Below are 12,390 nucleotides of genomic sequence, written 5' to 3' on the forward strand. Positions count from 1 at the left end.
CAGTCGACACATCTCAAACGACATCGGCATCATGCAACATCTCCGCGAAGAAATCCTCTCGATCGTCAATCACGCCGACTACAAGGCGATGAAGCCGAAGATGATCGCCAAGCGGCTCGGCCTCAGCGGCGACGAGGCGGAGACGGTGCGCAAGACCGTCAAGAAGATGGTCCGCGAGGGGCTGCTGGCGTACGGCTCGAACCACATGGTGCTGCCAGTTGCCAACGCTCCCCGTGTGGCTCCCTCCCCCTCCGAGGGGAGGGCTGGGGAGGGGGGCGAAGCGGGTACAGACGCTGACGACAACTTACAGGGCGACACCCCTCCCCTATCCCCTCCCCATCAAGGGGAGGGGGACCAATCGAATTCAAAGCGCAAAAAGAAAAAGTCGAACCGCGACCCGAATCACATCGTCGGCGCCTTTCGCCGGATGGAAGCCGGCTTCGGCTTCGTTCGCCCCGAGGGAACGCAGCGCGTCGAAGGCCGTGACGCCGACATCTTCATCCCTGCCAACGCCAGCGGCGATGCAGCCAGCGGCGACACGGTGAGCGTCCGGCTCAGCCATCGCGGCCGCGGCGGCAAGATGGAAGGCCACATCATCGAGGTCGTCACCCGCGCCACCAATCGCTTCGTCGGCACCTACTTCGAGCAGGGCGGCATGGGAATGGTGCAGATCGATGGCAAACTATTTGCCCAGGCGATCTACGTTGGCGACCCGGGCGCCAAGGGAGTGCAGCCCGACGACAAAGTCGTCATCGAAATGGTCCGCTTCCCCTCGCATGTTCACGACGGCGAAGGGGTGCTCATCGAGGTGCTAGGCGGTCGCGGCCTGCCGGGGGTCGATACGCTGTCGATCATGCACGAGTACAGCCTCCCCGGTCCGTTCGCCGAGGACGCCCTCGAAGAAGCCCGCGCTCAAGCAGAAAAGTTTGACGAATCGATCGGCACCGAAAGCTCGGGCCTGCACCGGCAAGATATTACGAACGAGACGATCATCACGATCGACCCCGTAACGGCTCGCGACTTCGACGATGCGATTTCGCTGACGCAAATCAACGATCATCTCGGCAATCCCGGCCACTGGATCCTCGGCGTCCACATCGCCGACGTCTCCCACTTCGTGCAGCCGAAGACGGCGCTCGACCGGGAAGCGAAAGAGCGAGCGACGAGCGTCTACCTGCCCGATCGCGTCATCCCGATGTTGCCCGAGATCATCTCGAACAATCTGGCGAGCTTGCAGCCCGACCGCGTGCGGTATGCGATCACAGCGCGGATCGAGTTCACCGCCGACGGCACGCCGATCGGGACCGAGGTCTTTAAGAGCGCGATCAAGAGCCGGCGGCGGTTCACCTACGAGGAAGTCGACGAGTACCTGCAAGCGAAGGGACTAGTCGAGCGTAGCAGCAAGGACAAAAAGCCTGCGCAAGCCGCGTTGCACGACGAAGAGGCGGAGAAGTTCGACAAGAAGCCCCCTGCTCCCGCCCCAGCCCAGCATGTGAAAGCGACTGGCGCGGCGCCGCCGCACTTAAAACTCACCGCCGACGTCGACTCGTTGCTCGAACGCATGTTCACGCTCGCGATGAAGCTCCGCGAACGCCGCTTCCGTCGCGGGGCGCTCGAACTGAATCGCCCCGAGCTCGAAATCGATCTCGACAAAAACGGCCGCGTCACCGGCGCTCATCTGGAGATCAACACCGAGAGCCATCAGATCATCGAAGAGTTCATGCTCGCCGCGAACGAAGCGGTCGCGGAAAAACTGTTCGACGACGAGCTGATCTTCCTCCGCCGCGTCCACGGGGCGCCCGATCCGCGCAAGCTGAAGTCGCTGACCGCGTTCGTCGGCGAACTCGGCATCAAGACCGACAGCCTCGAAAGCCGCTTCGCGCTGCAAAAGCTCCTCAAAGACGTCGAAGGCGATCCCCGCGAGCACGCGATCAACTACGCGACGCTCCGCTCGATGCAACGGGCCGTTTACAGTCCCGAGGAAGAGGGGCACTTCGCGCTGGCGAGCGACTGCTACTGTCACTTCACTTCGCCGATCCGCCGCTACCCAGACCTCACCGTCCACCGGCTGTTCGACGATCTCGCCCAAGGCAAGAAGCCGGTGCAGAGCCTGGAAGCCCTCTTCGCCCTCGGCGACCACTGCAGCGACCGCGAACAACGGGCGACCGAGGCCGAACGCGAGCTGAACAAGGTTAAGCTGCTGAACTACTTCGCCGACAAGATCGGCACGGAGATGAACGGTTACATCACCGGCGTCGAAAGCTTCGGACTGTTCATCACCGGGTCGGACATCCCGGCCGAGGGTTTTATCCCGATCGCCGCCCTCACCGACGACTATTACCGTTACGACCGCGCCGGGCACGTGGTCCACGGCCTGCGCGGCGGTAATTCGTATCGATTGGGCGATGCGGTGCGGATCGCCGTGGCCGCCGTCGACGTTGATCGCCGCGAACTCGACTTCCGCCTGATCGGCCGCATCGGCAAATCGAGCGGCCCCGCCCCCACGGGCCGCAACCGCCGTGGCAGCGGCGCTCCGCACGGGCCTGAGAAGCCCGGCAAGAAAAAGGGGCCCCGCAAAGGAGGCAAGGGCAGGAAGTAGCATCGCCCCTGGCGAGTCGCTCGGTGGCCCGTAGAATACGGCAGCCTGCGTGTCTCCGTGCGTACGGCCCGCCCCGCGATTTCAAGAGATTTCAACCAAACTCTGCGCAATCGCGATTCTTTCGCCCCGCGCCCGCTTGCCGTACAACAAACGACTTCCCGCCGCACTCAACTCGCGAACGCCATGGCCGACGACTCTCAACTCTTGCAGACGCCGCTTCATGGGTGGCACGTCGCCCACGGCGGGCGGATGGTCGATTTCGCCGGCTGGTCGATGCCGGTGCAGTACAGCTCGATAGTTGAAGAACATCAGGCGACGCGCAAAGCCGCCGGCCTGTTCGACATCTCGCACATGGGCCGGCTGATCATTGACGGCCCCGACGCCCAGCGGTTTCTCGATTCGCTCCTCACGCGGCGGATCGACGACATGACGCCGGGCCAGGTCCGCTACTCGCTTGTCTGCAACGAGACCGGCGGCGTGCTCGACGACATCCTCGTCTATCAGATCCAACTCCCCGAAGGGGGCCTCAGCGGTTACGGCCTGGTCGTCAACGCCAGCAATCGCACGAAGATCATCTCGTGGCTGAACCAACGCCGCGGCGACTTTGACGTCGGTATCGACGACAAGACGACCGAGTACGCGATGATCTCGATCCAAGGTCCGCGAGCGATCGAGGTGCTCGACGGCATCTGCGACCACGAACTAACGTCACTCCGCTACTACTTCGGAGTCATGACTCGCGTCGCGGCGTTCCGTTCGTTCGTTAGCCGCACGGGCTACACGGGCGAAGATGGTTGCGAAATCATTTGCGACGCCGCGGACGCCGGCATCATTTGGACGCGGCTCATCGAGCGAGCCGAACCGCTCGGCGGCGGGCCGGTGGGCCTCGCGGCGCGCGATACGCTGCGGCTTGAAGCCGGCATGCCGCTGTACGGGCACGAACTCTCCGAACAAATCAACCCGGTGCAGGCCGACGTTAGCTTCGCAGTGAACCTACGGAACCGCGAGTTCATTGGCCGCGAAGCGATCGTCAAAGCCCAAAAAGACGACCAGCAGTCGGTCCGCGTCGGCCTGCAGCTCGAAGGCAAGCGCCCCGCCCGCGAAGGCGCCGTCATCCTGCACGGCGACGAACCGGTCGGCGCCGTGACGAGCGGTACCTTCTCGCCTACTTTCGAGCGGCCGATCGCGATGGGTTTCGTCAAGCAAACCGCCGCGGCCCCCGGCACCCCCCTGGCCGTCGACATCCGCGGCCAACACCACCCCGCCCAAGTCGTCCCGCTGCCGTTTTATCAACGCGGGAAGTGAAGTACGGAAAGATTTCTCACGCAAAGGCGCTAAGGCGCGAAGGAATGCAGAGAAGAAATACAGAGAACCACGAAACGCACGAAAGGAACGAAAAGGAAAACTGTTAAGCAGAAGAATGAGAGATAGTTTCACAGTGCAATTGCCTCCTTCGTTCTTCTCCCTTTCGTCGTTTTCGTGTGTTTCGTGGTTAAAAATCCTCCCCCGTATTTCTTTGCGCCTTCGCGCCTTTGCGAGAAACATAAAAGCCCCCAGCCACCTCGGGAGATTGCAGAAGTGAAACCCGAAGATCTTCATTACGCCAAAACGCACGAATGGGTCTCTGTCGCCGAAGTGGGCGGGCAGAAGATTGCCACCGTCGGCATCTCGGCGTTCGCCGTCGAAGCCCTCACCGACCTGGTGTTCATCGAACTTCCGAAAGTCGGCGCCCAGGCCGAAGCTGAGCAGCCGTTCTGCGAAGTCGAGTCGGTGAAGGCCGTGAGCGACGTCTACGCCCCCGTCACCGGCGAGGTGATCGAGGTCAACACGACGCTTCCAGACAAGCTCGAAATCCTCAGCACCGATCCCTACACCGAAGGTTGGATCGCGAAGATCCGCATCACCGACGATTCGAACCTCGGCAACCTCCTCGACTTCGCCGCGTATGAGAAGCAGTGCGCCGAAGAAGGACACTAAGCGAAGGGGGAAGGTGGAGGGCGGAAGGGGGAAGGAATACTGGTGAGTGGTAATCCTGAACTTCGTGATCGGACGAAGAAGTTTGCGCTTCGAGTCATTCGTCTGTTTACCGCCCTTCCCAACACTGACGAGGCGCGAGTCATTGGAAAGCAGTTGCTCAGGTCGGGGACTTCCGTTGCCGCCAATTATCGTGAGGCGTGTCGAGGTCGAAGCGACGCTGAGTTACTCTCCAAGCTAGGAATCGTCGAGCAAGAACTGGACGAGTCGTTACTTTGGATGGAACTGCTCGTAGAATCTGGAATCATTCCCCCAGCCCGCCTCGACGAACTTCGTAAAGAAGGCGACGAACTTTTGAGCATGACAGTCGCCTCAATCAAAACGCTCAAGTCACGTCGCTAAAACACCTTCCCCACTCCCCCTTCCGCCCTCCCCTTTCGTTCCATGCCTTACCACTACAACACGCCCGAAGATCAAGCCGAAATGCTCGCCTCGATCGGCGCAGCGAGCATCGACGAGCTCTTCGCTCCGATCCCCGACGCCCTGCAGCTCAAGCGGCCGCTCAACTTGCCGCCGGCGCTGTCGGAAATGGAACTCGATCAGCACCTGCGGCAGCTGACCGCGCTGAACGACTACGCCGGCACGAAGGTCTGCTTCCTTGGCGGGGGGAGCTACGACCACTTCGTCCCGTCGGTCTGCGACGTCATCGGTTCGCGGAGCGAGTTCTACACCTCGTACACGCCCTACCAGGCGGAAGCGAGCCAGGGCAATCTGCAGGTGATGTTCGAGTACCAGTCGCTGATCACGCGGCTCACCGGACTCGATGTGGCCAACAGCAGCCTCTACGACGGCGCCAGCGCCGCGGCCGAGGCGGTGTTGATGGCGCTCCACGCGGGCGGCAGCCGGAACAAGGTGATTGCCCCGTCGACGCTCCATCCGGAGTACCGCCAGACAATCGCCACCTACTTCGAGAACATCGACGCGGAGCTCGTCACGCTCGACTGCCCGGCCGGCGTGCTCGACGCCGACGCGCTCGCCGCGGCGATCGACGACAAGACGGCCGCGGTCATCCTGCAGCAGCCGAACTTCTTCGGCTGCATCGAAGACGCCGACCGCATCGCCGCCGTCGCGAAGGGAGCCGGGGCATTGCTGATCTCGGTCTTCGACCCGATCAGCCTCGGCATCCTGAAGCGTCCCGCCGACTACGGCGCGAGCATCGCCGTTGCCGAAGGGCACACGCTCGGCACGCCGATGAGCTACGGCGGCCCCTACCTCGGCATTATGTCGTGCGACAATTCGCTCGTCCGCCGCATGCCGGGCCGAATTGTCGGCGAGACGACCGACCGTCGCGGCAAGAAGTGCTACGTCCTCACGATGCAAACCCGCGAGCAGCACATCCGCCGCGACAAAGCGACGAGCAACGTTTGCACGAACCAGGCGCTGTTCGCCGTCCGCGCGAGCGTCTACCTCGCCCAAGCCGGTCCGCAGGGCCTGAAGGAAACGGCCAACCTCTGCCTGCAGAAGACCCGCTACTTGGCCGAGCAGCTCTGCCAGAACGAACGCTTCAGCCAGGCGTTCGACGCACCGACGTTCAAGGAAGTCGTCATCCGCGACGCCGAGAACAACGTCGACGGCTTGCTCCGCGAAGCGATCGACGCCGGCTACCTCGCCGGCCTGCCGCTCGGCCGCTGGTATCCCGAACTGAGCGACTGCTTCCTGGTGGCGGTCACTGAAAAGCGCACGAAGGCCGATATCGACGGACTGGTGAAATCGCTTACTGCGAAGTCTGTCCGCCAACCGGCTCACGTTTAATTGAAGAAATTTGAACCACAACGACACAACGAGCGCGACGTAAGACAGAGAGAATTTGATCAGTCAGCGACACACACTGGCTTTTCTTTCGTCGTGTTCGTTGTGTCGTCGTGGTGAATCCCGCATTTCCTTGGCGCTCTTGGCGTCCTTGGCGGTTCAAAAAGAAGACGAAAAGACGATGCGAAATACCCGCGACACGCAGCTCCTGTTCGATCTCTCCAAGCCAGGCCGCCGCGCCGCTCGCTTGCCGGCGTGCGATGTGCCTGAAGCGGCGATTGAAGACCTGCTGCCGGCGGGCGCCGTCGCCGCCGCGCCCCCCGCGCTGCCGGAAGTGCCGGAGCCGCAAATCATTCGGCATTACCTCAACCTGTCGACGCTCAACATGTCGGTCGACACCCACTTCTATCCGCTCGGCAGTTGTACGATGAAGTACAACCCGAAGCGGAACGAGCGGGCCGCCGCGATGCCGGGCTTCGCTGATCTGCACCCACTGCAGCCGGCCGAGACGATCCAGGGGATGTTGCACGTTCTCTACGAGATGCAGCAGTATCTGTCGGAAATCTCGGGCCTGCCCGCCTGCTCGCTGCAGCCGGCCGCCGGCGCCCATGGAGAGTACGCCGCCCTGCTCGTCGCCGCCGCCTACTTCCGCGACATCGGCCAAACGGCCCAGCGCGTCAAGGTACTCGCTCCCGATAACTCGCACGGCACCAACCCTGCGAGCGCCGTGATGGCCGGCTTCAACACGGTTACCGTGAAGACCCGCAGCAACGGCGGCGTCGACATGGAAGACTTCTACAAGAAGCTCGACGACAACATCGCCGTGTTCATGATCACCAACCCGAACACGGTCGGCATCTTCGAACCGAACATGCGCGAGATCGCTGACGCGGTCCACGCGAAGGGGGGCCTCGTCTACCTCGACGGCGCCAACATGAACGCCATCCTCGGCGTCACCCGCCCCGGCGACTTCGGCGCCGACATGCAGCACTACAACCCCCACAAGACCTTCAGCGGCCCGCACGGCGGCGGCGGTCCTGGCGCGGGGCCGATCTGCGTGACGGAGGTGCTAGCGAAGTATTTGCCGTCGCCGATCGTCGTGAAAGTGGAGGGTTCAGGGTTCAGCGGTCAGGGTTCAGGAAATGCCTCTACACTGAACCCCGAACCCCGAACCCCGAACCCTCAGTACGCGTTGGCGTACGACCGTCCGCACTCGATTGGCCGCGTCCGCTCGTTCTTCGGCAACGTCGGCGTGCTGCTGCGAGCCTACTGCTACATCCGCACGCACGGGCCGGATGGCCTCCGCCGCGTCAGCGAGAACGCCGTCCTCAACGCGAACTACTTGCTCAGCAAAGTGAAGCACATCTTGCCGGTGCCGCAGGGCGATCGCTGCATGCACGAGTTCGTCGCCAGCGGTTCGAAGCTGAAGGCCGAACGCGGCGTCGCGGCGATGGATCTCGCCAAACGGCTCCTCGACTTCGGCTACCACGCCCCGACCGTCTACTTCCCGCTGACGGTCCCCGAAGCGATCATGGTCGAACCGACCGAAACGGAGAGCAAAGAAACGCTCGACGCCTTTGCCGAGACGCTGTTCCGCATCACCGGCGAAGACCCCGAACTGCTCCACGAAGCGCCGCACTCCACGGCCATCAGCCGCCCAGACGAAGTCGCCGCGGCACGCAACCCAATGCTCTGCTGCCGGGTTGATTAAAAGTTAAGAAGGATCTCACGCAAAGGCGCGAAGGCGCAAAGAAAAGAAAGCAGCTAGTCGGGCGCATTCCTTTGCGCCTTCGCGCCTTTGCGTGAGATAATTACAGCAGATGACGCCCTGCCGATTGATCGTTGACCCGCCCCTCGACGGCGCCTGGAACATGGGCTTCGACGAGGCCCTGCTGGAGCAAGCGGCGGATTCCGGCGTCGCAACGCTTCGCTTCTACCAATGGCAGGAGCCGACCCTTTCGCTCGGTTACTTCCAGTCGTACGACGAGCGCGACACCCACGCCGCCAGCCGGCAGGCGGCGGTGGTGCGGCGGCAAAGCGGCGGCGGCGCTCTGATGCATGACCGCGAGTTGACCTACTCGCTCTCCCTTCCGGCCGACCATCCGCTCGCCCGGCAGTCGCCGCAGCTATACGACGTCGTCCACCGCTCGCTGATCGATTGCCTCGCTGCCGAAGGGGTGACGGCGGCGCTCCACAGCGATCGCACCGGCGCCTCCTCCGCGACCCTCGCCGTCGAGCCAACCGTTAATGTCGAGGAAACCGACGCCGCCGCCGAACCGTTCCTCTGCTTCGCCCGTCGCACCTCGGCGGACGTGGTGCTGCCAGGCTCGGTCTCCGCCGAACCTCCCGTGAAGATTGTCGGCAGCGCCCAGCGGCGACGACGGGGCGCCGTCCTCCAACACGGCTCAATCTTGCTCGACCGCTCCCCCGCCGCGCCGGAGCTGGCCGGCATCGAGCAAATTTCGGGAGTGTCTATCAGCCCCGACTGGATTATTAAGAATTGGACAGCCTCGCTCGCCGCGTTGCTCAAGTTGGATCCGCAGCCCTTTCAACCAGCGGGCGACTCGGCGTTAATGACCCGCGCCGAAGAGTTGCGCGCCGGCAAATACGCTGATTCCGCTTGGACCCGACGCCGCTAATTTGGCGTGGAGAGCCCGCCAACTACGGCCCGATACCACATAGGTCAGGCCGAAAGCCTGACGGCGCATCGCTTGGGCATCAGATTTGAATAGGCGGTCTGTCAGGCAAGAATGCCCGACCCACGTGCGGCTTCCCGCGGCGCGAGTAAAAAAACGTCCGCGGGGGGTTTGTGATTTCGGGTCCAGCGGTAGAATTCCCGCAGGACCGGGTCTGGATTTTGCTGTACGGACTACAGCGGCCGTGTTATTCTCGCAATCAGAGCCTGTGGGGGGCTCCGATTGACTATTCGATACGGCCGGAAGAGACCAGACTCTCCGACAGGGTTGATCTCACTGCGACCAAAGGCTTTTGAGCGCGTGGAAACGCGTTCTGGGACAGCAGCCTGCGCGCGGTGGGCCTATGGGCACGCGCTCCTAGCGCCCCGCTACGCGCCGGCTTCATTAGAGGCTCGGCCATGGACGTTACGTTAAAAGTGCTGGAAGGCGCCAAAGTCGGCGCGAAGATCGCTATTAAGAAGGCCGAGTTCACCATCGGTCGTAGCCAGAGTTGCAGCCTTTGCGCCGGCAGCAGCGCGGTCAGTCGTCAGCACTGCTTGATCAGCCGCGACGAGTCGAAGGTCACCGTTCAAGACATGGGCAGCCGCAACGGCACCCTGGTCAACGGCAACAAGATCGAGGGTGCCGTCGAGCTCGCCTCCGGCGACGAAATCACCGTCGGCCCCCTCAAGTTTTTGCTCACGATCAGCACCAGCCTCAACAGCGTCAAGAAGCCGGAAGTGAAGAGCGTCGCCGAGGCGGTCGCTCGGACCGCTAGCAAGCCGACCGACTCGGTGGGCGACGCCGATATCTCGGAATGGTTGCTCGGCCCCAGTTCCGCGCTCAACGAAACCCAAACCATCCGCATCGACGACACGAACGCGATTCACAAAATGCATGCCGCGGCAGCCGCGGCTGCTGAAGCGGAAACCTCTGCCGGAACTCCGGAGGGGGACGCAACCGAGTCGGAGAAGGCGACCGATCACTCCGGCAAGCCCGCGAAAAAAGAACCGGGCAAGCTCCCGAAGCAGCCCGATAAGGCAGGCACCAAAGATAGCCGCGAAGCGGCCGTCGAGGCGCTCCGGGCCTGGAGCCGACGTCGCTAGAACACTCGGCTTCCCAGTTTCGTATAATGAGAGCCACCTGCTGCGGCGGGTGGCTTTTTGTTTGTCCCCTCATTCGACGCACCACATGCCGACGATGGATATCCAACGCAATCCAAAATCTCAGAAGCCTCAAGCCGCGCTGCTGGGCCTCGGCTTTGACGCGGAAGATGGCCACAAGCGCATCACCCGCGGCAAGAACTTCCTGCTCGCCGGAGGTTCGCAAGAAACCCACGGCATGATGCAAGAGACGGCAATCAAGATCAACGAACGCCTCGACAAAGCGGGCAAACGCCTCGCCGACGTCTCCGTCAACGAACTCCGCGACATCGTCGCGGACATCCAGAAGTAAGCCGACGCAGGCTGGCTTTTAGCCCAGCGGCGGCGGATACACGGCATCCATAAAAACAAAGCCCGACAGCGCTTTCGCGCTGCCGGGCTTGTTAGTTCTTATGCTGAATCTTGCGAGGGTTCTCGCGGGCTGAAAGCCCAACCGACTAGAACCCCGCAGCTTCGAATTCTTCTTCCTGGCTCATCGCCCCGTCGCCCAGCACTTCGCCTTCGGCGGCGAGCATCGCCCGGCCGGCCGGCGACAGGCGGACGTAACCTAGCCCGCGGATCACTTCCAGCACTTCGCTGCAGGTCGGGAACATCCGGCCGTTCTTCCGCTTGTAGTCGTCCATCGCGTTCATGAATTCGACTTCTTCCACCGAGTAATCGCGTTCGCAGGTGGTCGGGTCGATCTGCCGACGACGCTGTACCTTGGCCCGACGCTCCAGAGCCGGCGCGGGAGCCGAGACCTCTTCACGGCGGCGATCGATCGTCACCAACTCTTCGCCAGCCTTGGTCTTCCGCGACGACGAACGGGGGGTCGCAGCGGTCCGTTGCTTCGGAGCGGTCGAGGCCTTGGCGGCGGACGACTTGCGAGCGACGGTGGCGGTAGCGGTCTTCTTGGCGGGCATGGCGTCTGATCTCCGTGCAGTGGGGAAGGCCCGTGGCGGGCAGTCGGCGGGACGGCGGGCAAGTGTCCCTGACGCTAGCAGTCATCGACCCAGCAGGGCGACAAAGTAGACCGACTAGGAAAAATAGCACATTTAAGGGATCTTGCCGGCTTGGTCGGCTAGTGCGGATTAGCGAACCGTTCCGGCCCTGCGGCTGAAGGCCTGCCGCCGTCGTTACAGGCGGCCCGAAAGCCCGCCAGCGAGCCCAATAACCGCCCCAGCCGGACCGCCACGCGGTCCGGCTGGCGAGCCGTTTGAGATGGCTGTTCGCTGCGGAAATCCCCCCACCGCCGCCGCCCGGAGGGCGTGGCCCTCCGGCTACTTCTCGAAGGCTCACCTTCCGCTCAACGAGCAATTCAGGTTGCGACGACTTTCCCGCCTCGCTACCATCCCCGCGCGAGCAGACTGGCCGGTCCCGCATTCCCAGACCACCGGCCCCCTCGCCGAGGAGTTTCCGATGCCGATCATCTTCACCTACTGCCGACTCGCCGTCGGGCTCGCCGCGGCCGTGGCGCTCGCCGCCGGCTGCAGCCAGGTGCAGTCGACCGCGCTCAACTCCGAGGGCGTCCGCCTCTATCAGGCCGGCAACTATCAGCAAGCCGCAGATTCGTTCCAGCGGGCCATCGCCAACGACCCCCGCTCGGCCACCAGCTACTACAATCTGGCCGCAGCGCTCCACAAATCGGGCAAGCTCACCAACAACCCGAACGATCTCGCTCAGGCCGAGCGGTATTACAACCAGTGCTTGGAGTACGATCCGAACCACACCGAATGCTACCGCGGCCTCACCGTGTTGCTGGTGGAGACAGGCCGCACCGACGCGTCGTTCCGTCTGCTCGAAGGCTGGGCGACGCGCAGCCCGCAGCTTGCCGACCCGCGGATTGAACTCGCACGCCTGTCGGAAGAGCAAAACAACCAGCAACTGGCGTCGGCTCGCTTGGTCGAAGCCCTGGCGATCGAGCCGACCAATCCGCGTGCTCTAACGGCGCTCGGCCGCCTCCGCGAAGTACAAGGCGATCGGGCCCAAGCCCTCGCCAACTACCAACGTTCGCTCGCGGTGAATCGCTACCAGCCCGAAATCTCGGCCCGCGTCGCCGCGCTACAAGCCTCTGGCGCCGGAGCAGGCGTGCCCGCCTCGCCGCTCGTGAACCCGACGCCGGGAACGCGGACTGCTGATCAGTGGCAGTCTTCGGTGCGGTATTAGGATTTTGTCAGTGGTCCGTTGTCAG

11 protein-coding genes are annotated in these 12,390 nt (G+C 63.1%); 10 read left to right on the forward strand and 1 reads right to left on the reverse strand.

The features are described 5' to 3' along the window. Positions 1–31 precede the first annotated feature (31 nt). The 9 genes from PLANPX_RS22255 to PLANPX_RS22295 all read left to right on the forward strand — a co-directional run bounded on the left by PLANPX_RS22255 (position 32) and on the right by PLANPX_RS22295 (position 10,512). Positions 32–2,599, forward strand: a complete 2,568-nt coding sequence (locus PLANPX_RS22255; RefSeq protein WP_152100854.1) for a ribonuclease R family protein — start codon at positions 32–34, stop codon at positions 2,597–2,599. Positions 2,600–2,782: 183 nt separating this feature from the next. Then, entirely contained in the window at positions 2,783–3,904 is a 1,122-nt protein-coding gene (gene gcvT / locus PLANPX_RS22260) for a glycine cleavage system aminomethyltransferase GcvT (RefSeq protein ID WP_152100855.1), read from the forward strand. A gap of 273 nt (positions 3,905–4,177) precedes the next feature. Beyond that, positions 4,178–4,576, forward strand: a complete 399-nt coding sequence (gcvH, locus tag PLANPX_RS22265; RefSeq protein ID WP_152100856.1) for a glycine cleavage system protein GcvH — start codon at positions 4,178–4,180, stop codon at positions 4,574–4,576. A 42-nt stretch (positions 4,577–4,618) separates the two neighbouring features. Next, positions 4,619–4,975, forward strand: a complete 357-nt coding sequence (locus PLANPX_RS22270) for a four helix bundle protein (RefSeq protein WP_198421798.1) — start codon at positions 4,619–4,621, stop codon at positions 4,973–4,975. 42 nt (positions 4,976–5,017) lie between these two features. Then, the gene (gene gcvPA / locus PLANPX_RS22275; protein WP_152100858.1) at positions 5,018–6,385 is read left to right on the forward strand and encodes an aminomethyl-transferring glycine dehydrogenase subunit GcvPA; all 1,368 of its coding nucleotides are present in this window, start codon (positions 5,018–5,020) and stop codon (positions 6,383–6,385) included. Positions 6,386–6,563: 178 nt separating this feature from the next. Further along, on the forward strand, positions 6,564–8,093 hold the full coding sequence (gene gcvPB / locus PLANPX_RS22280) for an aminomethyl-transferring glycine dehydrogenase subunit GcvPB (RefSeq protein WP_152100859.1): 1,530 nt from the start codon (positions 6,564–6,566) through the stop codon (positions 8,091–8,093). A 109-nt stretch (positions 8,094–8,202) separates the two neighbouring features. Continuing rightward, positions 8,203–9,021: a lipoate--protein ligase family protein gene (locus PLANPX_RS22285; protein ID WP_152100860.1), complete on the forward strand. Its 819-nt coding sequence runs from the start codon at positions 8,203–8,205 to the stop codon at positions 9,019–9,021. A gap of 455 nt (positions 9,022–9,476) precedes the next feature. Next, positions 9,477–10,163 (forward strand): FHA domain-containing protein, encoded by a 687-nt coding sequence (locus PLANPX_RS22290; RefSeq protein ID WP_152100861.1) that lies wholly within the window; start codon positions 9,477–9,479, stop codon positions 10,161–10,163. A 94-nt stretch (positions 10,164–10,257) separates the two neighbouring features. Then, positions 10,258–10,512 (forward strand): hypothetical protein, encoded by a 255-nt coding sequence (locus tag PLANPX_RS22295; RefSeq protein WP_152100862.1) that lies wholly within the window; start codon positions 10,258–10,260, stop codon positions 10,510–10,512. A gap of 145 nt (positions 10,513–10,657) precedes the next feature. Here the strand turns inward: PLANPX_RS22295 and PLANPX_RS22300 are convergent, their stop codons facing one another. After that, positions 10,658–11,122, reverse strand: coding sequence for a hypothetical protein (locus PLANPX_RS22300; protein WP_232536219.1), 465 nt, complete (start codon positions 11,120–11,122; stop codon positions 10,658–10,660). 496 nt (positions 11,123–11,618) lie between these two features. Here PLANPX_RS22300 and PLANPX_RS22305 point away from each other — a divergent pair, with 496 nt between their 5' ends. Further along, positions 11,619–12,365 (forward strand): tetratricopeptide repeat protein, encoded by a 747-nt coding sequence (locus tag PLANPX_RS22305; protein ID WP_172992253.1) that lies wholly within the window; start codon positions 11,619–11,621, stop codon positions 12,363–12,365. Positions 12,366–12,390: the final 25 nt, after the last annotated feature.

It is taken from the genome of Lacipirellula parvula (assembly GCF_009177095.1).
GTDB lineage: Bacteria > Planctomycetota > Planctomycetia > Pirellulales > Lacipirellulaceae > Lacipirellula > Lacipirellula parvula.